This window comes from Rhodanobacter sp. FW106-PBR-R2A-1-15 (assembly GCF_058789735.1).
On the sequence record NZ_JBYTEM010000047.1, the window covers coordinates 1 to 26,349 of the forward strand.

Here is a 26,349-nt window from a genome sequence, read left to right on the forward strand (position 1 = left end):
GATCAGTGTCTTCACTTGCCATCTCCCTTCCAGGCGATGGCAAGAGTATATCTAGTTTATTGAACGCAAGTTGGTATCAAAGCATCGCCCGCGAGCGGGCTCCTACGAAGCTGGAAAAAGCGAACGGGCGCATGGCGCCCGTTCGTTCAACGCATGATCGTGGATACGATCAGTTCGGCAGCGACAGATCGTCCAGCAGCGCCTTCAGGAACCTTGCCGCTTCGCCGCCGGTGGCGGCGCGGTGGTCGAAGGTGAGGCTGATCGGCATGCGCCGGTGCACCTCGATGCCGCCCATCACCGCCACCACGTCGTGGCTGAGCTTGCCGGCGCCGACGATGGCGACGGTCGGCGGCACTACCACCGGCGTCGCGTAGCGGCCAGCGAACATGCCGAAGTTGCTGAGGCTGATGGTGTAGCCCGACAGCTCCGAGGCCGGGATCGAACGGTCCTCGACCTGCGTGCGCAGGCGCTTGATCGCGGCGCGGATGCCGGCGGCGTCGAGCACGTCGGCGTTGCGCAGCGCCGGCACGAACAGGCCGTCGTCGGTGTCCACCGCGATGCCGATGTCCACCTGCGGATGCAGCGTGCGGCTGAGGTTCTTGCCGTCGAACCAGGCGTTCAGCGCCGGCACCGCCTGGCAGGCGGCGACGATGGCGCGGATCAGCCGTGCGGTGATGTCCTGCTTGCCGATCCAGCCGTGCAGGTCGGCGTCGTCGACCAGCGTGGTCGGCACCACCTGGGCGTGGGCGTCGGCCATCACGCGGGCCATGTTGCGGCGTACGCCCTTCAGCTGTTCCGGCTGGCCGCTGGCGCTGACGCCTGGCGGCGCGGTGCGCACCGGCTTGCCGGCCAGCGAGACCGGACCGCGCTGCGGCTCCGGCTGCGGCAGTTCCGGCGCCAAGTGACGGCCGGCCGAGGCAGGCACCGCGCGTGCCGGCGCGGCACCGAGTGCGGCCGAACCGTTCGCGGCGGCATCCTTCACGTCTTTCATCGTCACCACGCCATCGGCGCCGCTGGGGCGCACGCGGGCGAGGTCGACCTTGAGCTTCTTCGCCAGCGCGCGCACCGCCGGCACCGCCTTGACGCCGCCGATGCTGGCGGCCTGCTCGACATGCACGGTGTTGCCGCTGACCATCGCGCCAACCACGGTACCCTCGTCCTCGCGCTCGGCCTTGGCGGCTGGCTTCGCTTCCTCGGCCTTCTTCGGGCCGTGGTGATGGCCGGTGGCTTCGGCCTCGGCGCGCTGCTTCGCGTTCGGATCCGGCTCGAAATCGGCCAGCGCGGCGCCGGTTTCGATGATGTCGCCGGGCGCGCCATACAGCTTGACGACCTTGCCGGTGTACGGCGAGGGCACGTCGACCACCGCCTTGGCGGTCTCCATCGAGCACAGCGGGGCGTCGAGCTTGATGCTGTCGCCGACCTTCACGTGCCACTCGACCACGGTCGCGTCGGGCAGGCCTTCGCCGAGGTCGGGGAGATAGAACGTCTTGATGTCAGCCATTTTCTTGTCCGGGATTTGGGAGACGGGATTCGGGATTCGGAAAGCGGAGCGAGCTTTGGCTTTGACCAATCCCGAATCCCGAATCCCGATTCCCAGCGGTCAACTCAGCTTGCCGCCAGCGTGCGCTTGGCCGCGTCGACGACGCGTTCCACGCTCGGCAGGTATTTCATTTCCAGGCGGAACAGCGGGATGTGCGTGTCGAAGCCGGTGACGCGCTCGACCGGGGCGAGCAGGTCGTACAGGCATTCCTCGGCGACGCGGGCGGCGATCTCGGCGCCGAAGCCGGCGGTCTTCGGGGCTTCGTGCACGATCACGCAGCGGCCGGTCTTGGCCACCGACTCGGCGATGGTGTCGAAGTCCAGCGGGGTCAGCGTGGCCACGTCGATCACCTCCGCGCTGATGCCCTCGGCGGCCAGTGCGTCGGCCGCTTCCAGCGCTTCCTTCACCTGCGCGCCCCAGCTGACGATGGTCACGTCGGTGCCGTCGCGCAGCACGAAGCACACGTCCAGCGGCAGCGCCTCGCCGTCGTCCGGCACCTCTTCCTTGTACTGGCGGTAGATGCGCTTGGGCTCGAAGAACATCACCGGATCGGGATCGCGGATCGCGGCCAGCAGCAGGCCGTAGGCGCGCGCCGGCGACGACGGCAGCACCACCCGCAGGCCGGGGATGTTGGTGAACAGGTGCTCGTTCGCCTCGGAATGATGCTCCGGCGCGCGGATGCCGCCGCCCCACGGCGCGCGCCACACGGCCGGCACGGTGAGGCGGCCACGGGTGCGGTTGCGCATGCGCGCGGCGTGGCAGGCGATGTGCTCCATCATCGGGTAGATGAAGCCCTCGAACTGCGCCTCGGCCACCGGCTTCATGCCCTGCACGGCCATGCCCACGGTGACGCCGGCGATGGTCATTTCGTCCAGCGGCGTGTCGATCACGCGCCACTCGCCGAATTTTTCCTGCAAACCTTGCGTGGCGCGGAACACGCCGCCGTTGACGCCCACGTCCTCGCCGAGCACCACGACGGATGGGTCGTGCGCCATTTCGTAGGCGAGCGCCTGGGTGACTGCTTCGATGAGAGTGATCTGTGCCATGACTTTTAGATCCTGCTTATGGCTTCCAAGTGCCTCGCGCCGAACAGGCTTGCGTGCAGGCCAAGGAAGAATGAAGAAGTGGATGTCGATCCACGACTGAATGATGACGCAGGCTTGCGCGCAAGCCTGTTCGGCCCGGAGGGTTGTCCCGGTGTGGCCGCCATATGCCGCCGCGTGGCTCGACCTGCCAGCCAGGCAGGCGCATCGCCACGCAACAGCATCTGGCGACCACACCGGGACAACGCGAGGTACTTGGAAGCCATAAGCAGGATCTCAGGCCTTGTTTTCAAGCGAGAGGACGTAGTCGCGCTGCTTGGCGAGGTCGGCCGGGACTTCGGCGAAGATGTAGTCGAACATCGCCGTGACCGGCTGGGTCCTGGTTTCGAGGTAGGCGTTCACCTCGTTGTCCATCCAGTCGTCGCACTCGGCCTTCCAGGCTTCTTCCTTGGCGTCGTCCCACACGCCCTTGGCCACCAGCCAGTGCTTCAGGCGCTTCATCGGTTCCTTGGCCCAGGCTTCGTCGACCTCGTCCTTGCCGCGGTAACGGCGCGCGTCGTCGGCGGTGGTGTGGTCGCCGAGACGGTAGGTGACCAGCTCCAGCACGCTGCCGCCCTGACCGCTGCGCGCACGCTCCAGCGCATCCTCCATCGCCTTGCGCACGGCGATGATGTCGTTGCCGTCCACCTGGATCGAGTAGAGGCCCGCGGCGATGCCTTTCTGTGCCAGCGTCTGCGAGCCGGACTGGATCTTGCGCGGCACCGAGATCGCCCACTGGTTGTTGACGATGGCGATCACCAGCGGCAGTTCGCGCGCGCCGGCCATGTTGATGGCGCCGTAGAAGTCGCCCTTGGAGGAGCCGCCGTCGCCGATGGTGGCCACCGCCACGCGCTTCTCGCCGCGGATCTTGAACGCCAGCGCACTGCCGGCCGCATGCAGGCACTGCGTGGCGATCGGTACGCTCCAGGCGAAGTCGTGCCGCGCCGGTTCGTTTTGGTAGTCGTTGCCGCGCTCGTCGCCGCCCCAGTACATGTAGACCTCGCGCGGCTGCACGCCGCGGTACAGCTGCGCGCCGTATTCGCGATAGCTTGGCGCGTAGACGTCTTCCGGCCGCATCGCGCTGCCGATACCCACATGCGCGGCCTCGTGGCCGAGGCAGCTGGCGTAGGTGCCGAGCTTGCCGGTGCGCTGCAGCGCGATCGACTTGGCGTCGAATACGCGGGTGGACAGCATCAGCTTGTATAGCTCGACCATGTGGCCGAGGTCTTTCGCGAACTCGGGCAGATCATCACGGACCTGCTTGCCCTCGGCATCGAGGTATTGCAGGTATTCGATTTCAAACTTGGCGGCGATGGTCACGACGCGCTCCCGGTTGGGCGAAGAGGAATGGGGGCGGCGGCCCATCCAGCGGGGCCTGACGCGCAGAGTCTTTCAGCCAGTGCCGCGTCCCGTGGCGACAAAACGGCCCGAAAAATCCGCCGAAAACTAGCAGGCGCACCGGTTCGCCAGCAAGGTACGGTGCAGCATGTGGGGGCGCAATCCGGCTCCTCTCGTGCCCGACGCGCGATTCCGCTCATGGACTCCGATGCCCGCGCGCACTGTCTGAACCCGCTGACAGCGCGCGGCACACGGTTGACAGGCGCATATACCAATACTTATAGTGAGAATGATTCGCATTACTAAATTATTCCTCGCCCACGTAGAGAACCTGTCCATGTCATGCGTTCGATCCGCTGTTGTCACTCTCGTTGCACTGACCGCGCTCGCCGCACAGCCTGCCCGTGCCGTCGAGTACCCCATCGGTACGCCGCAACAACGCGATGGCATGGAAATCGCCGCCGTTTACCTGCAGCCCATCGAAATGGAGCCGGAAGGCATGATGCGCCCGGCCAAGGATTCCGACGTGCACATGGAAGCGGACATTCACGCGCTGGCCAATAACCCCAATGGCTTCGACGAGGGCGCCTGGATGCCCTACCTGACCGTCAAATACGAAATCACCCAGCAAGGGAGCACCCAGCGGCTCGACGGTGACTTCATGGCCATGGTTGCCAGCGACGGCCCGCATTACGGGGACAACGTGAAGCTCATGGGGCCGGGAAAATACCATGTGAAATTCACCATCTATCCGCCTTCGACGGCCACCCATTTCGGCCGTCATACCGACCGCCTGACAGGTGTGCGGCCCTGGTTCAAACCGTTCGTGGTGGAGAACGACTTCACCTACGTCGGCATCGGCAAGAAGGGTGGCTACTGAGCCATGGCGGCCATTCACAGGAAACCTGCGGCGATGGCCGCCGCGATGGCCGTCGCGTTGTTCGCGGCAGTGCCGGCCCACGCCGCCTCCGAGGTTGAGATGGTGAAGCTGATTCACAACCTCAACGCGCGCCTGGATCAGCTGGAAAAGCGCAACGTCGAACTGGAGCGCGAGATTCGTGCCGAACGCATTGCCGCCAAGGCGCCGGCCGGCCTCGAATCGCGCGTACAGTCTCTGGAGAAATCGCAGGCTGCGGTAACGAAGGGGCTGGAGAGCGAGGACATCAGCCAGTACGAGCCCGAGCTTACCTCTCGCCTCAAAGCCGTGGAGGTCGACGTTCTGGACATGAGGAAACCCGCAAAGACCGTCGAGGCGCTGGAAGGACTGAAGGTCGCGGCGAACCTGACCAGCGTGATCCAGACGCCCTCCGGCTTGCCTGTGGGAACAGCCGACGGCAACAGCCAGCTCAACTACCGGGCCGACGTCACCGCCGAGTTGCCGCTGGAGCCCATCGGCAATACCGATCAGAAACTTTTTGCGCATTTCCGCATGGGCCAGGGCCTGGGGTTGAACAGTCCGTTCAGCCATCTCGGCGCCTTCGCCAACACCCCCAACGCGGTGGCTTTCCGCGCCAGCGGCGCCAATCCCGACGACTCGGTGGCGATTCTGGGCGAGGCCTGGTACCAGGCGACAATTCCCCTGCCTTTCGGCGGTTTCAAGCCGCGCTCGCGCCAGTCGCTGGAGTTCACCTTCGGCAAGATGGATCTGTTCGGTTTCTTCGACCAGAACGCCGTCGCCAATGACGAAACGCACCAGTTCCTCAACTCTTCCTTCGTTCACAATCCCTTGCTGGATGCTGGCGGCCAGGTTGGAGTGGATGCCAACGGCTTCCAGCCTGGATTCGTGCTTTCCTACCTGAACGAATGGCGCAAACCGGAGTCGTGGCGGCTCTCGCTGGGCGTGTTCGGCACCCATGCCGGCGCCAACTATCAGCGCTTCTTCTCCGCCCCGCTCATCATGGTCCAGGCGGAAACCTCTCTCCGACTGCTCCGCGGCCTCCCCGGCAATCTCCGCTTTTACGCCTGGCGCCAGGGCCAGGGCTCGGAACTGGACGGCAGTGCCGCCGAGCAAAACGGATGGGGCATCTCCGCCGACCAGCGCGTGGGCGACGGCATGACGCTGTTCGGACGCTACGGCCGGATGGTCAATGGCAAGGTGCGTTTCGATCGCGCGCTTACCCTCGGTGCTGAAATCAACGGGTCGTATTGGAACCGTAGCGCCGACGCCATCGGCATCGCAGGCGCGTGGCTCGGCGCAAGCGGGAATTACCGCGCGTTTGGCGGCTCGGGCGACCTGGATGGCGATGGGCTCGCCGATTTCCGGTTCACTCCCGGCGATGCGGAAAGACTGGCCGAAATCCATTACCGCTATCGCATCAGTCGGCAATTCGAGCTTTCACCCAACTTCCAGTACGTCTGGAAGATGGGCGCCAATCCCAAGGCCGGCGGCGTCTCCGTGCTGGGCCTGCGGGCGCAGCTCTCCTACTGAGGATTCCGCATGGATACCATCGCCTGGCGGCCGCGCCAGTCCAGCCTTCAGGCTGCCGGTAGCCTGCCCTCTCCCAGTCAGGCTGCGAACGGCCACCCGCATGGCATGCGCGAGGCAGTTGGCGCGTGGGCCGTGACCATCGCACTCGGGGTGGCGGCCTGCTTGTTCGCATCCACATCGGCGGCGGCGGAACTGCCCGCCTATACCTTGGTGGCCAAGGATGGCCGGCTGACACCCGCCGTCCTGGACGTGCCCGCGCAGACGCGCTTCAAGATCATCGTGCGCAACGATGGGAGCGAGCCGATCGAGTTCGAGAGCCTGCAACTGCGCAAGGAGAAGGTGCTCGCGCCGGGTGCGCAATCTTTCGTCGTGATTGCGCCGCTGCGACCCGGCGAATACGAGTTCTTCGACGACTTTCACCCCGACAGCGGTCGTGGCCGCATCGTCGCCAAATAATCGCCTGGCCACAGGAGCGAGAGCCATGGGCAATGCTGTTTTCATCGTATGGCGCGAAAGCATCGAGGCGATGCTGGTCATCGGCATCCTGCACGGATGGCTGCGCGGTCGGCCCGAAGCCCGCGCCGGGCTACCCTGGTTGTGGGGCGGCGTCGCGGCAGGATTGGGGCTGGCGGTGTTGCTGGCGCTGGTCATCACGGGCATCGGCGCATGGGCGGCGCCGGCAACGCTGGAATGGTTCCAGGCTGCCATGCCGCTGGTCGCCTGTGGCCTCGTTTTCCAGATGGTGTGGTGGATGCGCCGGCGCGGCGCGGGGTTGAAGAAGGAACTGGAAGCCGGCATGCAGCGCTCGGCCATCGGAGCCCATTGGCTGGGTATTGCCACACTGGCCGCCGTGGCGGTCGGCCGCGAGGGTGCGGAAACGGTGGTGTTCCTCTACGGCGCGCTACAAGGCGCTGCGGATGCCGACTTCGTCCTGGGTGGCGGGCTGGGCTTTCTACTGGCGCTGGCGGTCTACTGGTTGCTCTCCCGCGGCACCCGCTTCGTTTCATGGCGGGCCTTTTTCCGCGTTACGGAAATCCTGCTGTTGTTGCTTGGAGGGGCGCTGCTGGTCGACGGAGCGGAAAAACTCGTGGGCATGGAAGTGCTGCCGCCCTTGGCCGACCCGCTCTGGAACACCTCCACCCTGTTGGATGACAGCATGCGGGTCGGCGGCTTCGTCGCTGCCTTCACCGGCTACCGGGCCATGCCGTCCGGCATGGCGTATGCGTTGCTCGCCGCCTATTGGGCGCTAGCGTTGGGGTTATTGCCGAAGACCCAGCCAAGGCGCCAGCAGGCATGAACAGAGCCCCGATATCCGACGCCGCGTCCGGAGCAGGCACCGCCCGGCTCGCCCGCCTTGGCCTGGCGATGCGGCGGCACCGAAAGCTCATCCTCGGCATCCAGTGGGTCGTCGTGCTTGGCTACACCGTTCTGGTGTGCGTACCGGCGTTCCTGCCGCTGCCGCCCGAGCAAGCGCACGTCTGGAACAACCTCACCCGTTTCGCCCAGTTCGTCTTTTGGGGCATCTGGTGGCCGTTCGTCATTCTTTCCATCATGTTGCTCGGCCGCATGTGGTGCGGCGTACTGTGCCCGGAGGGCGCCCTGACGGAGTGGGCCTCCGGTTTCGGTCTGGGCCGGGGGATTCCGCGCTGGATGAAATGGAGCGGCTGGCCGTTCGTGGCCTTCGTCATGACCACGGTATTCGGCCAGATGACCAGCGTTTACGACTATCCGAAACCCGCGCTGCTGATACTTGGCGGCTCGACCGTGGCGGCGATTGCCACCGGGCTGGTCTGGGGGCGGGAAAAGCGCATATGGTGCCGCCACCTGTGCCCCGTCTCTGGCGTATTCGGCCTGCTGGCAAAAATCGCCCCGCTGCACTTCAGCGTGGATCAGGCGGCCTGGGACACCGCTCCTGCTGGCCATCGCACCAGCCGGAAACATCCGGTGAACTGCGCGCCCATGATTGACATCCGCCGCATGCAAAGTGCGTCTGCCTGCCACATGTGCGGACGCTGTGCCGGCGAGCGCGGAGCGGTCACCCTGGCAGCGCGTTCACCCAGCACCGAAATCCTCGCCGCGCGATCCGGCATGACCGATGCCGACAAGTGGCCTGTTCGCCTGCTGGTCTTCGGCATGCTCGGCGTGGCGCTGGGCGCTTTCCAGTGGAGCGCGTCGCCCTGGCTGGTCGCCGCGAAACAGGCTGTGGCGGGGTGGCTGATCGACCGCCAGGCTTGGTGGCCGCTCAATGACGTCGGCCATTGGTGGCTATTCACCGACTACCCCGAGGCCAACGACGCATTCACCTGGCTCGACGGCGGCTTGCTGTTGGCCTACATCGCCGCCGAGACGATCCTCGTCGGCGGCTGGATCAGGCTCTGGCTCCACCTGGCGGAACGACTGTCGGGTCTGTACTGGCGACGGTTGGCCTATACACTCATACCGTTTGCAGGAGCCAGCCTGTTCGTTGGCCTGAGTCTGCTTACCAGCGCCCAACTGCACGGGGAGGGTATTGCCCTGCCATGGGCCAATGGCGTCCGGATGGCTTTGCTGACGATGGCTGGCGCCTGGAGCACGCGCCTGGCGTGGCGTCTGGCTCCGCGCCGCCGGCTGCCATCGATGGCAGCCATTCTGGCGGCAGTGGCTTTGCCGTACGCTGCGTGGGGCACGCAGTTCTTCCTCTGGTAGAGGGCTGTCATCGGTGTGCTTTCGCACGATGGCGTCTACGGCACCCGCAGTGGCCAGACGCGCCTTCGTGCGGGAAGCCTCGGTGACGCCTGGCGAAGGCTTCGACATCATCACGGGCCCGGTACGCCAGCGTATTTGACCCAGGTCGCGGCGCTTTGCCGCGCAGCCGCTACCATGCGTGTTTTCACCGTGCGGGGAGCACCATGACGGACAACCAGCGCGAACTCGAGGCAGGCATCGAGCGCGACCTTTCCGGGCGCATGACCTATGCGAGCTATCTGCAGCTGGAGACGCTGCTGTCCGCGCAGCGGACGGTATCCGACCCGCCTTACCACGACGAGCTGCTGTTCATCGTGCAGCACCACGTGGCCGAGCTGTGGCTGAAGCTGTTGATCCACGAATTGCGCGCCGCGCTGGCGCTGCTGCGCGAGGACCATGCCGACCAGGCGCTGAAGGTGCTGGCGCGGGTGAAGCAGATCCAGCGCCAGCTGTTCGAGCAGTGGGCGGTGCTGGAGACGATGACGCCGCATGAGTACCTCGCCTTCCGCGATGCGCTGGGGCCGTCGTCGGGTTTCCAGAGCGCGCAGTACCGCACGGTGGAGTTCCTGCTGGGCAACAAGAACGCCGACATGCTGGCGGTGTTCGAGCACGACCCGGCGATCCAGCAAGGCCTGCGCGACACGCTGAACGCGCCGGGCGTCTACGACGAGACGCTGCGCTGGCTGGCGCGGCGCGGCCATGCGGTACCACAGGAGCTGCTTGCGCGCGACGTCAGCCAGCCGTGGCAGCGCAGCGAGGCGCTGCTGCCGGTGCTGCGCGCGATCTACGGGGCGCCGGAGCAGCACTGGGCCGAGTTCCACCTGTGCGAGACGCTGGTGGACATCGAGGAGAGCTTCCAGTTGTGGCGCTTCCGCCACATGAAGGCGGTGGAGCGCATCATCGGCTTCCGCCGTGGCACCGGCGGTTCCTCGGGCGTGGCCTTCCTGAAGAAGGCGCTGGATCTCACCTTCTTTCCCGAATTGATCGAGGTGCGCACGGTGCTGGGCAGCTAGCGGCACGGTGCGGCCCGTGCTGCAGCGCATTTGACGGACGCGCGATCGGCGGTTACATCTGGGCATTCGCAAGATTTTTCGATCGACCGACAGACCAGGGGCCAGGCATGGGCAACACCACACTCTCCGGCGACGCCAGGCCGGTACCCGACTACCCGCAGCTGCTGGGCCACCCGCGCCCGCTGTGGATGCTGTTCATGTCGGAGTTCTGGGAGCGCTTTGCGTTCTACGGCATGCGCTGGGCGCTCACGCTGTACATCGTGGCGCAGTTCTACGGCGGCAACGACACCGGCCAGGCGGATGCCAGCCGCACCTACGGCGCGTACCTGGCGCTGGTCTACGCCACCGCGGTGTTCGGCGGCTACGTGGCCGACAAGATCCTCGGCTACCAGCGCTCGATCCTGCTCGGCGCGGTGGTGATGGCGGCCGGCCTGTTCATGGTGATGGTGCCGAACCACGCGGTGTTCATGCTCGGCCTGGCCACCATCATCGTCGGCAACGGCCTGTTCAAGCCGAACATCTCCTCGATGGTCGGCCAGCTCTACGCGCAGGGCGACTCGCGCCGCGACCGCGGCTTCACCCTGTTCTACATGGGCATCAACGCTGGTGCGCTGATCGCACCGGTACTGACCAGCATCCTCGCTAACAAGGTATTCGGCACGCCCGGCCACCATAACTACCAGGTGGTGTTCGCCGCTTCCGGCGTGGGCATGCTGATCAGCCTGGTGTGGTTCTGGTTCGGTCGCCGCCAGCTCGGCCCGGTCGGTCGCCCGGCGCCGGAGCAGGCCAGCCGCATGCGCGTGGTGTATGTGGTGCTCGGCGTGCTGGCGGCGATCCCGCTGGTCTATCTGCTGATGGACAAGGCCGGCGCGGTGGCGATCCAGTGGCTGCTGAGCGTGCTGTTCCTGGGCGTGGGCGTGATGCTGGTGGTCGAGGCGATCCGCACCGGCCGCGTGCAGATCCAGCGGGTGATCGCGATGCTGATCATCTTCACCTTCAACGTGCTGTTCTGGATGTTCTTCGAGCAGGCCGGCAGCTCGTTCAACTTCCTCGCGCAGCATATCGTCGACCGCAACCTCGGCGGCTGGGAGTTTCCGATCGGCTGGTTCCAGTCGGTCAACCCGGTGGCGATCGTGCTGCTGGCGCCGCTGATCTCGCTGGTCTGGGGCTGGCTGGACAAGCGTGGCGCCGAGCCGTCGATCCCGCGCAAGTTCGGCCTGGGCCTGATCGGCAACGCGCTGGGCTTCGCGGTGCTGATGTATGCGCTGTCGGCGTTGGTCGGCGGCGACGGCATGATCCCGCTGTGGACGCTGGCGCTGTGCTACGTGCTGCAGACCGCCGGCGAGCTGTGCCTGTCGCCGATCGGCCTGTCGATGGTGACCAAGTTGGCGCCGGTGCGCCTGGTCGGGCTGGGCATGGGCGGCTGGTTCCTGTCCACCGCGATCGGCAACAACCTCGCCGGCCTGTTCGCCGGCCATGTCAGCGGCGAGACCGGCATGACCGTGGATTCGGCGTTGTCCGGCTACACCATGGGCTTCTGGATCCTGCTCGGCGGCGGCATCGTGCTGTTTTTGGTCGCGCCGCTGATCAACCGGCTGATGCATGGGGTTCGATAGCCGGGATTCGGGATTGGGGATTCGGGATTCGTAAAGAGCAAGGGCTGCCTCGCCCCGCTTTTGCGAATCACGAATCCCGCCCCAGCCATTGACGCGGTGCCAAGCGCCCGGTTACAGCTGGGCGCTTGCGGCTGCCTGACGCATGCCGATGGAGGACTGCATGAGCCAGACCAGCGCCGCCGGCGACGCCGTGCCGAGGCTCGACTACCCGCAGCTGCTCGGCCATCCGCGCCCGCTGTGGATGCTGTTCATGACGGAGTTCTGGGAGCGCTTTGCCTACTACAGCGTGAGCTGGGCGCTGGTGCTGTACATCGTGGCGCAGTTCTTCCACGGCGATTCGGCCGGGCAGGGCTGGGCCGCCGGCGTCTATGGTGCCTACACCGCGCTGATCTACGCCGCCTCGATCTTCGGCGGCTACGTGGCCGACCGGGTGATCGGCTACCAGCGCTCGATCCTGCTCGGCGCCGCGGTGATGGCGGCGGGCCTGTTCACCCTGCTGCTGCCGAGCAAGCCGCTGATGATGCTGGGGCTGGCGCTGGTGATCGCCGGCGACGGCCTGTTCAAGCCGAACATCTCCACCATGGTGGGCCAGCTCTACGGTCGCGACGATCCGCGCCGCGACCGCGGCTTCACCCTGTTCTACATGGGCATCAACGCCGGCGCCTTCGTGGCGCCGCTGCTCACCGGCTGGATGGCCGCCACCTTCACCGACACGCCGATGCAGCAGAACTACCGCGTGGTGTTCGCCGCCGCCGGCGTGGGCATGCTGCTGAGCTTCCTGTGGTTCTGGTTCGGTCGGCGCAACCTGAAGGATGTGGGTCGCCCGCTGCCGGGCATGGAGAATCGCGCGCGCGTGCTGTGGGTGCTGCTCGGCGCGGCGGTTGCGGTGCCGCTGATCTACGCACTGCTGGCCTATGTCGGTGCCGACGGCCTGCAGTGGCTGCTCGGTGCGTTGTTCATCGGCGTGGCGGCGGCGCTGATCGTCGAGGCGCGGCGCCACGACCGCGTGCAGCTGCACCGCGTGATCGCCATGCTGATCGTGTTCGGCTTCAGCGTGGTGTTCTGGACGTTCTACTTCCAGTTCGGCACCTCGCTGAACTTCCTGGCCGAGAACTGGGTGGATCGCGAGATGTTCGGCGGCTGGATCTTCCCAGTCGGCTGGTTCCAGTCGGTGACGCCGCTGGCGATCCTGGTGTTCGCGCCGCTGTTGACGCTGGTGTGGGGCATGTTCGCGCGCCGCCATGCCGAGCCATCGATCCCGCGCAAGTTCGGCTTCGGCCTGATCTTCAACGGGCTGGGTTTCGTGGTGCTGGTGTATGCGCTGAAGGAGCTGCTCGGTCCGACCGGACTGATCCCGTTCTGGCCGCTGGTGCTGTGCTACGTGATGCAGACGCTGGGCGAGCTGTGCCTGTCGCCGATCGGGCTGTCGATGGTGACCAAGCTGGCGCCGCCGCGCTTCGTGGGCCTGGCGATGGGCGGTTGGTTCCTCTCGCTGGCCGGCGGCGGCGACTTCTCCGGCCTGGTGGCGCGTTCGATCAGCGGCACGCACGGCATGACGGTGGCCTCGGCGCTGGCCGGCTTCAACTTCTGCCTCTGGGTGCTGCTCGGCTCAGGCGCACTGCTGCTGGCGATCTCGCCGCTGATCAACCGGCTGATGCACGGGGTGCGCTGAGCCGAGCGGTAACGGAGCCCGTTCGCCGCCGTTGCGGCTGGGTTGCATGAAACTTCGGGCGAGGGAATCTGCTCGTGCCCTGCTGCAGCCGGTGCGGGACGGTTCGAATCGTGATCACGGCGCGGGCCGCGACCGTATCGCATCCGTGCCGGGAGGCGGGTGCGCTGCAGCGTACCTTTACCAGCGTTTCACACTTTCCCTACCAGTATCCTCGCGAAGGCATCGTCGCCCAGGCTGGTTTGTGCCAGCGGCGAGTCGTCATCGATCAGGTCGATTCCCGCGCGGGAGACGCTTCTGGCACAACCCGCCGGGCCACTTCGTCGCAGTGGGGGTGCCGGTGTTGATCAAGAGCTCGAAGCAGGTCTCACGCTGGCGTAGCCCCAAACGGTTTCCGGTGTCACGCAACTCGGGTGCATCCCCCGCCTCGCGCATCGAAGCGGGCGCGACCTGGCCCGAACCGGAGGGCGCCACCCGGGTGCAGCACCTGCAGGTGTACCGCTACGAGCCCGAGTCGGGGCGCAATCCACGCATCGACACCTATGCCATCGACCGCGACAAGTGCGGGCCGATGCTGCTGGACGCGCTGATCAAGATCAAGAACGAGATCGACCCCACGCTGACGTTCCGCCGTTCGTGCCGCGAGGGCGTGTGCGGCTCGTGTGCGATGAACATCGATGGCAGCAACTGGCTGGCGTGCATCCGCTCGCTCGACGAAATCAACGAGCCGGCCACCGTGTACCCGCTCAACAACATGGACGTGGTCAAGGACCTGGTCGGCGACCAGACCCACGCCCTGGCCCAGTATCAATCGATCAAGCCGTGGTTGCGCAGCAAGACACCCGCCCCGACGCGCGAGCGCCTGCAGTCGCCGGAGGAACGCAAGCGGCTGGACGGGGATTACGAGTGCATCCTGTGTTTCTGCTGCACCTCCGGATGCCCCAGCCACTGGTGGAATGGCGACCGCTTCCTCGGACCGGCGGTGCTGCTGCAGGCCCATCGCTGGCTGGTGGACAGCCGCGACGAGGCGACCGGCGAACGGCTGGACGAGCTGGAGGATCCGTTCAAGCTGTACCGCTGCCACACCATCCTCAATTGCACGCGCACCTGCCCCAAGGGGCTCAACCCCGGCAAGAAAATTGCCGAGATCAAGCTGATGATCCAGCAGCGGCGCAGTTGAGCGATGGCCACGACCAGACCTCGTCCGCGCGCCCCGGACATCCAGATCTACAAGCCGCAGTTGACCTCGGTGCTGTCGATCCTGCACCGCATCACCGGCGTGCTGCTCAGCGTGGGCAGCGTGTTGCTGGTGGCGTGGCTGGTCGCGGTGGCGGCCGGCGGCGACAGCTATGCCATGGCCGAGCGCTGGCTGCGTTCGTGGATCGGCATGCTGTTGCTGCTGGGCTGGATCTTCGCGTTGTTCTACCACCTGTGCAACGGCATCCGGCACCTGGCCTGGGACCTGGATTTCGGCTTCGAGCTGGGCAGCATCTATCGCTCCGGCTGGACGGTGGTGGCGGTCAGCGTGATCCTGACCCTGGCTACCTGGACACTCGGCCTGGCGGGCGGGGAGTAGGCACATGTCCGAATGGCACCGGCGTGATCCGCTCAACCGCAACCCGACTGCCGCCCGGGCCTCGGCCTTGTATCGCGCCATCGGCCTGGGTTCGGCCAAGTCCGGCGCACACCACTGGTGGCTGCAGCGGGTGACCGCGGTGGCGCTGGTGCCGCTGTTGCTGTGGCTGCTGGCGTCGCTGCTTGCCCATGCCCGTGGCGGTCATCCGGCGGTGGCGCTCTGGCTGGGCCGGCCTGCGGTGGCCGTGACCATGGCCGTGCTGCTGGTGGTGCTGTTCTGGCACATGAAGCTCGGCCTGCGCGTGATCGTGGAGGACTACGTGCATGCCGACCGCGTGAAATTTGCGGCCCTGGTCGCAGTCGATCTGGCCTGCATGGCGCTGATGGCCATCGGCGTGTTCACCAGCCTGTACCTGGCGTTTCGATAAGTATTCACGTGTCGCGACGGTTCGCCGAGAGACGAGCCGCCAGCGGCAGGTTCCATGTTCGACGAGGAGAGCTTCATGAGCAGCGACAGCTTCGGCACGCGCGATCAGTTGACGGTCGATGACACCCGCTACCAGATTCACCGACTTGATCGCATCAGGACCGCGCACCGGCTGCCCTACAGCCTCAAGGTGCTGCTGGAAAACCTGTTGCGCAACGAGGATGGCCACCTGATCACCCGCGAGCAGATCCAGTCGTTGGCGGACTGGCAACCCAAGGCCACCGGGCAGCAGGAGGTGCAGTACACGCCGGCGCGCGTGCTGATGCAGGATTTCACCGGCGTGCCGTGCGTGGTGGACCTGGTGGCGATGCGCGACGCGATCATCGCGCTGGGCGGCGATCCGCAGCGGATCAACCCGCTGGTACCCAGCGAGCTGGTGATCGATCACTCCGTCATCGTCGACGCGTTCGGCCAGAGCGACGCCTTTTCCATCAACGCGCAGCTCGAGTTCGAGCGCAACGTGGAGCGCTACCAGATGCTGCGCTGGGCGCAGCATGCGTTCGACAATTTCAAGGTGGTGCCGCCGGATACCGGCATCTGCCACCAGGTCAACCTGGAGTACCTGTCGCGCGTGGTGTTCACCCGCGAGGGACCGGACGGCATGCTGGCCTACCCCGATACGCTGGTCGGTACCGACTCGCACACGCCGATGGTCAACGGGCTGGGCGTGCTGGGCTGGGGCGTGGGCGGCATCGAGGCCGAGGCGGCCATGCTGGGACAGCCGATGAGCATGCTGATTCCGCAGGTGGTCGGCATCAAGCTGACCGGCGAGTTTCCGCCCGGCACCACCGCCACCGACCTGGTGCTGACCGTCGCCGAGTTGCTGCGCAAGACCGGCGTGGTCGGCAAGTTCGTCGATTTCTACGGGCCGGGCGTGGCCCGCATCCCGCTGGCCAACCGCGCCACGCTGGGCAACATGAGCCCCGAATATGGCGCCACCTGCGCGATCTTCCCGATCGACGACGAAACCCTGGCCTATCTGCGCCTGACCGGTCGCCCCGAACATCAGGTGCGTCTGGTCGAGACTTATGCCAAGACACAGGGCCTGTGGCATGACCCCGATCACGAAGCCGAATATTCGCAGACGCTCGAGCTGGATCTGGGCACGCTGGAGTCCTCCATTGCCGGACCCAAGCGCCCACAGGACCGCATTCCGGTACGGATTGCTCCCGACGCCGTCGGCGCGCTGCTCGGCGGGCAGCCCTACGAGAAGGCGATCGTGGGCCGCCTGGACGAGGCCATCGACGAATCGTTCCCCGCCAGCGACCCGGTATCGATCGTACGTGGCAGCGCCAGCGATGCGCCGCATGCCCCCGGCCATTGCGACATCGATCACGACTGGCCGCACGCGCCGGTGGAGATCGCCATGGCCAGCGGCGGCAGCGCCCGACTGGACAACGGGCACGTGGTCATCGCCGCGATCACCTCATGCACCAACACCTCCAATCCGCTGGTGATGATCGGCGCCGGCCTGCTGGCCAAACGCGCGGTCGAGAAGGGCCTGAGCCGCAGACCCTGGGTCAAGACCTCGCTGGCGCCGGGTTCGCGCGTGGTCACGGATTACTACGACCGGGCCGGACTCACGCCGTACCTGGATAAGCTCGGCTTCAACCTGGTCGGCTACGGCTGCACCACCTGCATCGGCAACTCCGGCCCGCTGATTCCCGAAGTGGCCGCGGCGGTGGCCGAGCACGACCTCAACGTGTGCGCGGTGCTCTCGGGCAATCGCAATTTCGAGGGGCGCATCCACCCGCAGTCGCAGATGAACTTCCTGGCCTCGCCGCTGCTGGTGGTGGCCTATGCGCTGGTGGGCACGATGCACACCAACCTGCTCAAGGACCCGCTGGGCACCGGCAGTGACGGCAAGCCGGTGTACCTGCGCGACATCTGGCCCTCGAACCGCGAGATCCAGGATGTCATCGCTGCCTGCGTGAAGGCCGACATGTTCGCCAAGGGATATGCCGACGTGTTCGCCGGTGACGACAACTGGCGCAGCCTGCGGGTACCCGAGGGGAACGCATTCCAGTGGGATGCGGATTCCACCTATGTGCGTCAGCCGCCGTATTTCGATGGCGTGGGGCGCGAGCCGGCGCCGTTGACCGACATCCGCGGCGCGCGCGTGCTGGCCCGGCTGGGTGATTCGGTGACCACCGACCACATCAGTCCGGCCGGCGCGATCAAGGTGGATTCGCCTGCCGGTAAATACCTCGCCGGACACGGCGTGGAGCGCAAGGATTTCAATTCCTACGGTTCGCGCCGCGGCAACCACGAGGTGATGATCCGCGGCACCTTCGCCAATATCCGTCTGCGCAACCAGCTGGCGCCGGGTACCGAAGGCGGCTTCACCCGCGACTTCACGCGGCCGGGCGGCCCGGTGAGCACGATCTTCGACGCCTCGGTCAACTACCTTGCCGCCGGTACGCCGCTGGTGATCCTGGCCGGCAAGGAATACGGCTCCGGTTCGTCGCGCGACTGGGCGGCGAAGGGCACGGCACTGCTCGGTGTGCGGGCGGTGATCGCGCAGTCCTACGAACGCATCCATCGCTCCAACCTGATCGGCATGGGCGTGCTGCCGCTGCAGTTCCAGGATGGCCAGAATGCGGACACGCTGGGCCTGTCCGGCGAGGAGACCTTCGAGATCGCCGGCCTGGCCGGCCGCGAGGCGCCGGCGCACGACGTGCGTGTGAAAGCCACCGACGCGCAGGGCAGGGAGCGCGCGTTCGATGCCATCGTGCGCATCGACACGCCCGCCGAGGCGGCCTATTACCGTCACGGCGGCATCCTGCCGTACATGCTGCGCCAGCTGCTGGGTGCCTCGCCGGCTGCCGCCACGGCGTGAGTCGTCGTATTCCGCTCGTGCCGCCGCCCGGCAGGGCGACCGGGCGGAGCGATCGGCCGGGCTGTCTCCAGGCGCCCCGGCGGCTGCCGTCTGTCAGCCGCTCCCGGCCAGCAACTTGTCCAGGATCCGGGTCAGCCATGCACGCTCTTCCGCGTCGAGTTTGGTCAGCAGTTCGCGTTCACGCATGCGGGCCATCGGGGCCACCTCATCGTGCAAGGCCCAGCCCGCGGCGCTGAGGTGGAGCACCGAGCGACGCTTGTCCTCTGCGTGGGTGGCGCGGTCCACCCGGCCTGCGGCCACCAGTCGCGCCAGCGCCCGGCTCACTGCCACCTTGTCCATCGCGGTGCGCTCGGCCACCTCGCGCGCGGACAGGCCCGCGTAGCGCCCCAGCACCGCCATCACCCGCCATTCGGTCACCGAGAGGTCGAAACGGCTCTGGTAATCGTCGGCGATCGCCTGGCTGGTCGTGTTGGACAGGATCGACAGCCGGTACGGCAGGAAGTGTTCCAGCTGCAGCGGGGCATGCTCGGCCGTGGCAGGGGCGGGCTTGTGCTTGGCGGGCATTGCGGCGGTGATCCTTGCAAATGGTTTCAAATGAAACTATAACGCAAGGCCAATCTTGCGGGTGGCACGCTTGCGTGCAGCCATCGTGCACCGACTCAGAGGAGAGCGCCATGAACGCCCAGCCCAACCCCGGCATGCAGATCACCACGTTCAAGAATCCGATGGGCATCGACGGCTTCGAGTTCGTCGAGTTCGCCGCCCCGGCCGGCCGCGCCCACGAGTTGCACGCGCTGTTCAAGCGGATGGGCTTCAGCGCCGTGCTGAAGCACAAGACCCGCGCGATCACCGTCTACCGGCAGAACGGGGTGAACCTGCTGGTCAACGAGGATCCCGATTCGTTCGCCGCCGATTTCGCCGCGAAACACGGCCCCAGCGCCTGCGGCTTCGCGATCCGCTTCCGCAAGCCGGTGGCCGAGGTCGAGGCGGCGGTGCTGGCCAACGGCGGCGAGGCGGTCACGCACAAGCCGGGCAGCCGCGCGCTCGAGGTGCCGGTGGTCAAGGGTATCGGCGACTGCATGCTGTATCTGGTGCCGCGCGCGGGCGACGCCTACGCCGCCGATTACGCGCCGATTCCCGGCACCGAGCCGAACCCGAAGGGCTACGGCCTCACCTTCATCGACCACCTCACCCACAACCTGCATTTCGGCAACATGCAGCAGTGGTCGGACTACTACGAGAAGCTGTTCAACTTCCGCGAGATCCGCTACTTCGACATCAAGGGCGCCAAGACCGGCCTGGTGTCCAAGGCGATGACTGCGCCGGATGGCATCGTGCGCATCCCGCTCAACGAGTCGAGTGACCCGAAGAGCCAGATCAACGAATACCTGGACGCCTACCACGGCGAAGGCATCCAGCACATCGCCTGCTTCACCGACGACATCTACGCCACGGTGGAGGCGATGCGCGCGGCCGGGGTGGAGTTTCTCGACACGCCGGACACCTATTTCGACGTGATCGACCTGCGCATTCCCAACCACGGCGAGGACGTGCCGCGGCTGGCCAGGAACAAGATCCTGATCGACGCCGACCCGGAGACGAAGAAGCGCCTGCTGCTGCAGATCTTCACCCAGAACGTAATCGGTCCGATCTTCTTCGAGATCATCCAGCGCAAGGGCAACGAAGGCTTCGGCGAGGGTAACTTCCAGGCGTTGTTCGAGAGCATCGAGCGCGACCAGATGAAGCGCGGGTTCCTGTGAGGAGCGTTCCATGGCGATGATCGTGGGCAACGGCTACCAATCCGGCTTCGGCAACGAATTCGCCAGCGAGGCGATTCCCGGCGTGCTGCCGGTCGGCCAGAACTCGCCGCAGCGCGTGGCGCACGGGCTGTACGCCGAGCAGCTGTCGGGCACCGCGTTCACCGCGCCGCGGCACCTGAATCGGCGCAGCTGGCTGTACCGGATCCGTCCGGCGGCGGTGCATGAGCCGTTCGTGCCGCTGGCGCACGCCACCTTCCACAACCGCTTCGACGAGGCGCCGGCCACGCCGAACCAGCTGCGCTGGGATCCATGGCCGTCGCCGGAGCGGCCGACCGACTTCCTCGATGGCCTGGTGACGATCGCCGGCAACGGCGGCGCGGCCGAGCAGGGCGGCATCGGCATCCACCTCTACGCGGCCAACCGCTCGATGCAGGGCCGCTTCTTCTGCAACGCCGACGGCGAGCTGCTGATCGTGCCGCAGCAGGGTCGGCTGCATCTGGCCACCGAGCTGGGCGTGGTCGAGATCGAGCCGCAGGAGATCGCGGTGATCCCGCGCGGCGTGCGCTTCCGCGTCGAGCTGCCCGAGGGAGCGGCCGACGCACATGGAAGTGCGAGTGTCACGGGCGCCGAAAGCGCAGGAGTGGCCCGAGGTTACGTCTGCGAGAACTTCGGCGCACTGCTGCGCCTGCCGGAGCTCGGCCCGATCGGCTCGAACGGGCTGGCCCACGCGCGCGACTTTCTCACCCCGCACGCCGCCTGGGAGGACGTCGAAGGCGCGTTCGAGCTGGTGACGAAATTCCAGGGTGCATTGTGGAGCGCGTCGATCGGCCACTCGCCGCTGGACGTGGTGGCCTGGCACGGCAACTATGCGCCGTACAAGTACGACCTGCGCCGCTTCAACACCATCGGCTCGATCAGCGTCGACCATCCCGATCCGTGCATCTTCACCGTGCTGACCTCGGCCAGCGACACGCCCGGCACGGCCAACATGGATTTCGCGATCTTCCCGCCGCGCTGGCTGGTGGCGCAGCACACCTTCCGCCCGCCGTGGTTCCACCGCAACGTGGCCAGCGAGTTCATGGGCCTGATCGCCGGCGTGTACGACGCCAAGGCCGAGGGTTTCGTGCCTGGCGGCGCCTCGCTGCACAATTGCATGAGCGCTCACGGCCCGGATGCAGCCACGTTCGAGAAGGCCTCGCAGGCCGACCTGTCGAAGCCGGACGTGATCGGCGGCACCATGGCCTTCATGTTCGAGACGCGCAAGGTGATCCGCCCCACGCGGCAGGCGCTGGACGCGCCGCAGTTGCAGCACGACTACTACCGATGCTGGCAGGATATCGGCAAGCACTTCGCGCCGTGACGGCGATCCCTCCACGCAGCAGGCACAAGGCGACACGATGAAGCTCGGAACTCTCAAGGACGGCGGCCGCGACGGCACGCTGGTGGTGGTCAGCCGCGATCTTTCCTGCGCGGTGAAGGCGGCCGGCATCGCGCCGACGCTGCAGGCGGCGCTGGACGACTGGTCGAATGCGGCGCCGCGGCTCAATGCGCTGTCCGAGGAATTGAATGCCGGCGGTGCCGCCGGCGCGTTCGCGCTGGACATGGCCGCGCTGGCCTCGCCGCTGCCGCGCGCCTACGAGTTCGTCGACGGCTCGGCCTACCTGCCGCACGTCGAGCGCGTGCGTCGCGCGCGTGGCGCCGAGGTGCCGGCCTCGTTCTACACCGACCCGCTGATGTACCAGGCCACCAGCGCCGGCTTTCTCGGCCCGCGCGATCCGGTCGTTGTACCCAGCGAGGGTTACGGCATCGATCTGGAAGCCGAGGTGGTGGTGGTCACCGACGACGTGCCGATGGCAGTCACGCCGGGCGAGGCTTCCGCGCACATCCAGCTGGTCGGGCTGGTCAACGACGTCAGCCTGCGCGGGCTGATCCCCGGTGAGCTGGCCAAGGGCTTCGGCTTCCTGCAGAGCAAACCGCGCTCGGCGCTGTCGCCGGTGCTGGCGACGCCGGACGAACTGGGCGACGCGTGGGCCGGCGACAAGCTGCACCTGCCGATGCGCACCTGGCTGAACGGCGCCTGGTTCGGCGAGGCTGAATGCGGCGTGGACATGCAGTTTTCGTTCGCCGAACTGGTGGCGCACGTGGCGAAAACCCGCCCGCTCACTGCCGGCACCATCGTCGGTTCCGGCACCATCGCCAACCAGGACACCGGCAAGGGCGCTTCCTGCCTGGCCGAGCAGCGCACGGTGGAAACCCTGCGCGACGGCCACCCGAGCACGCCGTTCCTGAAGTTCGGCGACCGCCTGAAGATCGACGTCACCGACGCCGCCGGCGCCTCGATCTTCGGCGCCATCGAGCAGCGGATCGAAGCGTACCGGCGCTGAGGCGCATCGCCGGTGCTGCGGCAGGTCGTCGCGACCGGCGTGTGAATTGACCCGGATCAAGGCATGCTGGCAAGCTCACCGACAGACTCCGCAACATGGCCATTCCCATCGTTCCTCCTGAATTCGACCCGGCGCTGATCGCCCGCTACGACGTGGCCGGGCCGCGCTACACCAGCTACCCGACCGCGCCGCACTTCAAGGCCGAGTTCGACGAGGCGGCCCTGCGCGCGGTGATCCGCGCTTCCAACGAGGAGCCGATCCCGCGCCCGCTGTCGGTGTACGTGCACGTGCCGTTCTGCATGAGCCCGTGCTTCTACTGCGGCTGCAACCGGGTGATCACCCGCGACGTAACCCAGGCCGACCGCTACCTGGAACGGCTGTACCGCGAGATCGAGCTGATCGCGCCGCTGTTCGACCGCGACCGCCCGGTGCGCCAGCTGCACTTCGGCGGCGGCACGCCGAACTTCCTCGACACCGCGCACATGGGCGAGCTGCTGGAGTCGCTGGCGCGGCATTTCAGCTTCAGCCACGCGGCAGACCGCGAGTACGGCATCGAAATCGACCCACGCTTCGCCGACGCCGCCTACATCCGCGCCATGGGCGAGCTGGGCTTCAACCGCATCTCGGTGGGCATCCAGGATTTCGACCCAGTGGTGCAGAAGGCGGTGAACCGGATCCAGAGCTTCGAGCAGACCCGCGAGGTGATCGAGGCGGCGCGGGCCTCGGGTTTCCGCTCGGCCAGCGTCGACCTGATCTACGGCCTGCCGTTCCAGAGCGTCGACGGCTTCAGCCGCACGCTGGACCAGGTGGTGGCGCTGAACCCGGACCGCGTGGCGGTGTACGGCTACGCCCACCTGCCGGAGATGTTCAAGGCGCAGCGGCAGATCGAGGCCGCCGACCTGCCCGACGCGACCACCCGGCTGGCGCTGTTCGGCCGTGCGCTGGAACATCTGTCGGCGGCCGGTTACGTCTACATCGGCATGGACCACTTCGCCAAGGCCAGCGACGAGCTGGTGCTGGCGCAGCGCGCCGGCACGCTGCAACGCAACTTCCAGGGCTATTCGACGCACGGCGACTGCGACATCGTCGGCCTCGGCGTCAGCGCGATCGGCCGCATCGGCGACAGCTACAGCCAGAACGCGCGTGACCTGATCGGCTACTACGCAACGCTGGACGCCGGCCGCCTGCCGCTGATGCGCGGGCTGCAGCTGGACGAGGACGACCTGATCCGGCGCGAACTGATCAACGAATTGATGTGCCACGGCAGCGTGGACAAGCAGGCGTTCGGCGCGCGCCACCGGTTGCTGTTCGACGAATACTTCGCACGCGAGCGGCAGCGCCTGGTGCCGCTGGTCGAGGATGGGCTGGTCACGGAAAATCCACGCGAGATCCGGGTCACCTCGCGGGGACGGCTGCTGTTGCGTATCATCGCCATGTGCTTCGACGCCTACCTGGACGACGCGGCACAGGCCCCACGCTACTCGCGCGTGATCTGATCCACGCAGCCCCAATCCGGCAGCCCATCACCATCATGCAATCCAAGCCCCTGGCAGGTCGTCTGCCCGAGCCGCCCAGCCCGATTGTCGACGACGGCGACGAGACGCGCTTCTGCGGCACCTGCGCGTTCTCCAGCGCGTGCATCGCGGCCGGCTACGACAAGCCGGAGCTGGCCGAGCTGCAATGCCTGGTCGAACACGTGGGCCCGTTCCGCGCCGGCGAGCACATCTTCCGCACCGGCGATCCGTTCCGCGCGATCTTCGCCGTGCGGGCGGGTACGGTGAAAACCCGCATGGTCGACAAGGAAGGCCGCGAGCAAGTGCTGGGCTTCTACCTGCCCGGCGAGGTGATCGGCCTCAACGCGATCTACCCCGAGCATTTCCCCTGCGACGCGGTGGCGCTGGATACCGCCTACTTCTGCCGCTTCTCGTTCCCCGCGATGAGCGCGCTGGCCTCGCGCATTCCTGCCGTGCAGCAGCACCTGTTCCGCATGCTGAGCAAGGAGCTGGGCACCGCCAGCCTGCTGGCCGGCGACCACAGCGCCGACGAGCGCGTCGCCGCATTCCTGATGGACCTGGCTGGCCGCTACGCCGTGCGTGGCTTCTCTGGCACGCGCTTTCATCTCAGCATGTCGCGCGGCGACATCGCCAACTACCTGCGCCTGGCCGCGGAAACCGTCAGCCGCGTGCTCAGCCGCTTCCGCAGCCAGAAGCTGATCGAGATCGAAGGGCGCGAACTGGAGCTGCTGAATCCCAAGAAGCTGCGCGAGATCGGCCAGGCGCTGCTGCCGGAGTGAGCACCGCGAGGCACTCCGGGTGGCTGACCCAGATCAGTGTCCGTGTGGGTGCTAACCTGCCACCATGGTGAATCATTCTCGTTCGAGTTGGCATCGGCATGGCTGAATCACGATCTCCCGCGGCGGAAGTGGTCGCACCGGCACAGCTGACGGCGCTGCTGGCTTCCGCGCCGCATCGGCCGCTGTTTCTGGCCGGCACCGTCGCGGTGTTGCTCAGCATGACCTGGTGGGCGGTGGAGCTGACCTGGATGCGCTTCGGCCTGGCCGGCTGGCCGCAGCCGTCGATACCGCCCGGTTGGGCGCACGCGATGCTGATCCAGTACGGCCTGTTCCCGCTGTTCATGTTCGGCTTCCTGATGACCACCTTCCCGCGCTGGCTGGGCCGGCCCGATCTGCCGTGGACGCGCTACCTGCCGGTGGCCGGCTGCGTGTTCGGCGGCTACGTGCTGGCGAACGTCGGCCTGCTCGACCTGCCGTGGCTGCTGAAGCTGGGCATCGCGGTGATGCTGGTCGGCTACCTGGTCGGCGTGTGGACGCTGGGCGGGGTGCTGCGCGCCTCGGTGGCCGAGCGCAAGGGCCATGCGCGTTCCTGCCTGATGGCGTTGAGCCTGGGTTGCGTGGGGCTGGCGGTGTTCCTGGCCTACCTGTTCGGCGCGCCGGAGGATTGCGCCTTGCTGGCGATCAAGCTGGGTACTTACGGCCTGCTGCTGCCGATCTATTTCACGGTGATGCACCGCATGCTTCCGTTCTTCACCGGCAACATGGTGAAAGGCTACGAGGTGATCCGCCCGGACTGGAGCATGCCGGTGGTGTGGGTGCTGCTGCTGGCGCACCTGTTGCTGGAATGGCGCGGCGCGCTGGGCTGGCTGTGGCTGGTCGACCTGCCGCTGGCGCTGGTGTTTGCGTGGCACTCGCTGACCTGGCGGCCATGGAAAGCCATGCACCCGGGCATCCTGGCCGTGCTGCACCTGGCGTTCGCATGGCTGCCGGTGGCGTTCGTGCTCTACGCGGTGCAGGACGTGGCGTACGCGACCAGCGGGCATCTGATCCTCGGCCGCGCGCCGCTGCATGCGCTGGGCATCGGCTTCTTCGGCTCGATGCTGGTGGCGATGGTGACCCGGGTGACCCAGGGCCATTCCGGTCGGCCACTGCAGATGGGCGCGGTGGCCTGGCTGTGCTTCGCCCTGCTGCAGGTGGTGGCGCTGCTGCGCATCCGTGCCGAGCTGGGCGGGGATGTCTACCTGTGGCTGGTGATCGCCGCCTACGGCTGGCTGCTGGCGTTCCTGCCGTGGGTGTTGCGCTCGGCATGGATCTACCTGACCCCGCGGGCGGACGGCAAGCCCGGGTAAGGGCGTGCCGCGGCAGGGTGACGCAGTGCGGTTCCGGCGAACTCCGGCTTGACCCAGGTCAGACGCCCCATTGGGCGATCGCCTAGGCTAGGATTCGCAAGAATTCACGGAGACCGCCCATGCTACGTTCACCGCTTCTCGCTGTTGCCGCGGCCGCCATGCTGGCCCTGGCCGCCTGCTCCGGCAAGCCGTCCGCGGTATCGCCGGTGGGGGAGGCTGACGCCAGCCCCAGCCCCGCCGCGATCGCCGCCA

22 protein-coding genes are annotated in these 26,349 nt (G+C 66.9%); 18 read left to right on the forward strand and 4 right to left on the reverse strand.

The features are described from left to right. Positions 1–169: 169 nt before the first annotated feature. The 3 genes from AC3WTD_RS17840 to pdhA form a co-directional block, all read right to left on the reverse strand. A complete protein-coding gene (locus tag AC3WTD_RS17840) occupies positions 170–1,501 on the reverse strand; it encodes a dihydrolipoamide acetyltransferase family protein (RefSeq protein WP_492614586.1) in 1,332 nt (443 codons plus the stop codon). A 104-nt stretch (positions 1,502–1,605) separates the two neighbouring features. After that, a complete protein-coding gene (locus AC3WTD_RS17845; RefSeq protein ID WP_492614587.1) occupies positions 1,606–2,586 on the reverse strand; it encodes an alpha-ketoacid dehydrogenase subunit beta in 981 nt (326 codons plus the stop codon). Between the two features lie 273 nt (positions 2,587–2,859). Continuing rightward, positions 2,860–3,942, reverse strand: a complete 1,083-nt coding sequence (gene pdhA / locus AC3WTD_RS17850; protein ID WP_492614588.1) for a pyruvate dehydrogenase (acetyl-transferring) E1 component subunit alpha — start codon at positions 3,940–3,942, stop codon at positions 2,860–2,862. 307 nt (positions 3,943–4,249) lie between these two features. Between pdhA and AC3WTD_RS17855 the strand changes: the two genes are divergently transcribed. The 12 genes from AC3WTD_RS17855 (at position 4,250) to AC3WTD_RS17910 (ending at position 18,311) form a co-directional block, all read left to right on the forward strand. Beyond that, positions 4,250–4,840 carry an iron transporter gene (locus AC3WTD_RS17855; protein WP_492614589.1) on the forward strand — a complete coding sequence of 197 codons (591 nt, stop codon included), beginning with the start codon at positions 4,250–4,252 and terminating at the stop codon, positions 4,838–4,840. A 33-nt stretch (positions 4,841–4,873) separates the two neighbouring features. Next, positions 4,874–6,388, forward strand: a complete 1,515-nt coding sequence (locus AC3WTD_RS17860; protein WP_492614590.1) for a carbohydrate porin — start codon at positions 4,874–4,876, stop codon at positions 6,386–6,388. A gap of 9 nt (positions 6,389–6,397) precedes the next feature. Further along, on the forward strand, positions 6,398–6,844 hold the full coding sequence (locus tag AC3WTD_RS17865; RefSeq protein ID WP_221174166.1) for a cupredoxin domain-containing protein: 447 nt from the start codon (positions 6,398–6,400) through the stop codon (positions 6,842–6,844). A 25-nt stretch (positions 6,845–6,869) separates the two neighbouring features. Next, entirely contained in the window at positions 6,870–7,685 is an 816-nt protein-coding gene (locus tag AC3WTD_RS17870) for an FTR1 family iron permease (protein WP_027491549.1), read from the forward strand. Next, positions 7,682–9,073 carry a 4Fe-4S binding protein gene (locus tag AC3WTD_RS17875; protein ID WP_492614591.1) on the forward strand — a complete coding sequence of 464 codons (1,392 nt, stop codon included), beginning with the start codon at positions 7,682–7,684 and terminating at the stop codon, positions 9,071–9,073. The genes AC3WTD_RS17870 and AC3WTD_RS17875 overlap by 4 nt, the downstream gene beginning before the upstream one ends. Positions 9,074–9,276: 203 nt before the next feature. Beyond that, on the forward strand, positions 9,277–10,125 hold the full coding sequence (locus AC3WTD_RS17880) for a tryptophan 2,3-dioxygenase (RefSeq protein ID WP_492614592.1): 849 nt from the start codon (positions 9,277–9,279) through the stop codon (positions 10,123–10,125). 107 nt (positions 10,126–10,232) lie between these two features. Beyond that, entirely contained in the window at positions 10,233–11,741 is a 1,509-nt protein-coding gene (locus tag AC3WTD_RS17885) for a peptide MFS transporter (RefSeq protein ID WP_027491546.1), read from the forward strand. A gap of 160 nt (positions 11,742–11,901) precedes the next feature. Then, entirely contained in the window at positions 11,902–13,413 is a 1,512-nt protein-coding gene (locus AC3WTD_RS17890; protein WP_492614593.1) for a peptide MFS transporter, read from the forward strand. 394 nt (positions 13,414–13,807) lie between these two features. Next, positions 13,808–14,590: a succinate dehydrogenase iron-sulfur subunit gene (locus tag AC3WTD_RS17895; RefSeq protein WP_027491544.1), complete on the forward strand. Its 783-nt coding sequence runs from the start codon at positions 13,808–13,810 to the stop codon at positions 14,588–14,590. A gap of 3 nt (positions 14,591–14,593) precedes the next feature. Beyond that, complete coding sequence (gene sdhC / locus AC3WTD_RS17900) at positions 14,594–14,986, forward strand: succinate dehydrogenase, cytochrome b556 subunit (protein WP_027491543.1); 393 nt, start codon at positions 14,594–14,596, stop codon at positions 14,984–14,986. A gap of 4 nt (positions 14,987–14,990) precedes the next feature. Next, positions 14,991–15,413, forward strand: coding sequence for a succinate dehydrogenase, hydrophobic membrane anchor protein (gene sdhD, locus AC3WTD_RS17905; RefSeq protein WP_027491542.1), 423 nt, complete (start codon positions 14,991–14,993; stop codon positions 15,411–15,413). A gap of 75 nt (positions 15,414–15,488) precedes the next feature. Beyond that, positions 15,489–18,311: an aconitate hydratase gene (locus tag AC3WTD_RS17910; RefSeq protein WP_492614594.1), complete on the forward strand. Its 2,823-nt coding sequence runs from the start codon at positions 15,489–15,491 to the stop codon at positions 18,309–18,311. A 93-nt stretch (positions 18,312–18,404) separates the two neighbouring features. Here the strand turns inward: AC3WTD_RS17910 and AC3WTD_RS17915 are convergent, their stop codons facing one another. Next, positions 18,405–18,875, reverse strand: a complete 471-nt coding sequence (locus tag AC3WTD_RS17915) for a MarR family winged helix-turn-helix transcriptional regulator (protein WP_027491635.1) — start codon at positions 18,873–18,875, stop codon at positions 18,405–18,407. 110 nt (positions 18,876–18,985) lie between these two features. On the opposite strand from AC3WTD_RS17915, the gene hppD reads away from it, so the two are divergent. From hppD to AC3WTD_RS17945, 6 genes are all read left to right on the forward strand, one after another. Next, positions 18,986–20,071, forward strand: a complete 1,086-nt coding sequence (gene hppD, locus AC3WTD_RS17920; protein WP_492614595.1) for a 4-hydroxyphenylpyruvate dioxygenase — start codon at positions 18,986–18,988, stop codon at positions 20,069–20,071. A 10-nt stretch (positions 20,072–20,081) separates the two neighbouring features. Beyond that, positions 20,082–21,431: a homogentisate 1,2-dioxygenase gene (gene hmgA / locus AC3WTD_RS17925; protein WP_492614596.1), complete on the forward strand. Its 1,350-nt coding sequence runs from the start codon at positions 20,082–20,084 to the stop codon at positions 21,429–21,431. A gap of 37 nt (positions 21,432–21,468) precedes the next feature. Beyond that, positions 21,469–22,455: a fumarylacetoacetate hydrolase family protein gene (locus AC3WTD_RS17930; RefSeq protein ID WP_492614597.1), complete on the forward strand. Its 987-nt coding sequence runs from the start codon at positions 21,469–21,471 to the stop codon at positions 22,453–22,455. Between the two features lie 95 nt (positions 22,456–22,550). Beyond that, positions 22,551–23,951, forward strand: a complete 1,401-nt coding sequence (hemN, locus tag AC3WTD_RS17935; protein ID WP_027491631.1) for an oxygen-independent coproporphyrinogen III oxidase — start codon at positions 22,551–22,553, stop codon at positions 23,949–23,951. A 35-nt stretch (positions 23,952–23,986) separates the two neighbouring features. Further along, on the forward strand, positions 23,987–24,748 hold the full coding sequence (locus tag AC3WTD_RS17940; RefSeq protein WP_027491630.1) for a helix-turn-helix domain-containing protein: 762 nt from the start codon (positions 23,987–23,989) through the stop codon (positions 24,746–24,748). 98 nt (positions 24,749–24,846) lie between these two features. Further along, entirely contained in the window at positions 24,847–26,097 is a 1,251-nt protein-coding gene (locus AC3WTD_RS17945; protein WP_027491629.1) for an NnrS family protein, read from the forward strand. Positions 26,098–26,349 lie beyond the last annotated feature (252 nt).

Bases quoted from the DNA above. Each gene is read 5' to 3' on its own strand.
- AC3WTD_RS17890 (WP_492614593.1), top strand. From the start codon at position 11,902: ATGAGCCAGACCAGCGCCGCCGGCGACGCCGTGCCGAGGCTCGACTAC.
- AC3WTD_RS17910 (WP_492614594.1), top strand. From the start codon at position 15,489: ATGAGCAGCGACAGCTTCGGCACGCGCGATCAGTTGACGGTCGATGAC.
- sdhD (WP_027491542.1), top strand. From the start codon at position 14,991: ATGTCCGAATGGCACCGGCGTGATCCGCTCAACCGCAACCCGACTGCC.
- AC3WTD_RS17860 (WP_492614590.1), top strand. From the start codon at position 4,874: ATGGCCGCCGCGATGGCCGTCGCGTTGTTCGCGGCAGTGCCGGCCCAC.
- AC3WTD_RS17930 (WP_492614597.1), top strand. From the start codon at position 21,469: ATGAAGCTCGGAACTCTCAAGGACGGCGGCCGCGACGGCACGCTGGTG.
- hmgA (WP_492614596.1), top strand. From the start codon at position 20,082: ATGGCGATGATCGTGGGCAACGGCTACCAATCCGGCTTCGGCAACGAA.
- AC3WTD_RS17845 (WP_492614587.1), bottom strand. From the start codon at position 2,586: ATGGCACAGATCACTCTCATCGAAGCAGTCACCCAGGCGCTCGCCTAC.
- AC3WTD_RS17880 (WP_492614592.1), top strand. From the start codon at position 9,277: ATGACGGACAACCAGCGCGAACTCGAGGCAGGCATCGAGCGCGACCTT.
- AC3WTD_RS17855 (WP_492614589.1), top strand. From the start codon at position 4,250: ATGATTCGCATTACTAAATTATTCCTCGCCCACGTAGAGAACCTGTCC.
- AC3WTD_RS17870 (WP_027491549.1), top strand. From the start codon at position 6,870: ATGGGCAATGCTGTTTTCATCGTATGGCGCGAAAGCATCGAGGCGATG.
- AC3WTD_RS17915 (WP_027491635.1), bottom strand. From the start codon at position 18,875: ATGCCCGCCAAGCACAAGCCCGCCCCTGCCACGGCCGAGCATGCCCCG.
- AC3WTD_RS17885 (WP_027491546.1), top strand. From the start codon at position 10,233: ATGGGCAACACCACACTCTCCGGCGACGCCAGGCCGGTACCCGACTAC.
- AC3WTD_RS17865 (WP_221174166.1), top strand. From the start codon at position 6,398: ATGGATACCATCGCCTGGCGGCCGCGCCAGTCCAGCCTTCAGGCTGCC.
- sdhC (WP_027491543.1), top strand. From the start codon at position 14,594: ATGGCCACGACCAGACCTCGTCCGCGCGCCCCGGACATCCAGATCTAC.
- hemN (WP_027491631.1), top strand. From the start codon at position 22,551: ATGGCCATTCCCATCGTTCCTCCTGAATTCGACCCGGCGCTGATCGCC.
- hppD (WP_492614595.1), top strand. From the start codon at position 18,986: ATGAACGCCCAGCCCAACCCCGGCATGCAGATCACCACGTTCAAGAAT.
- AC3WTD_RS17940 (WP_027491630.1), top strand. From the start codon at position 23,987: ATGCAATCCAAGCCCCTGGCAGGTCGTCTGCCCGAGCCGCCCAGCCCG.
- AC3WTD_RS17945 (WP_027491629.1), top strand. From the start codon at position 24,847: ATGGCTGAATCACGATCTCCCGCGGCGGAAGTGGTCGCACCGGCACAG.
- AC3WTD_RS17875 (WP_492614591.1), top strand. From the start codon at position 7,682: ATGAACAGAGCCCCGATATCCGACGCCGCGTCCGGAGCAGGCACCGCC.
- AC3WTD_RS17840 (WP_492614586.1), bottom strand. From the start codon at position 1,501: ATGGCTGACATCAAGACGTTCTATCTCCCCGACCTCGGCGAAGGCCTG.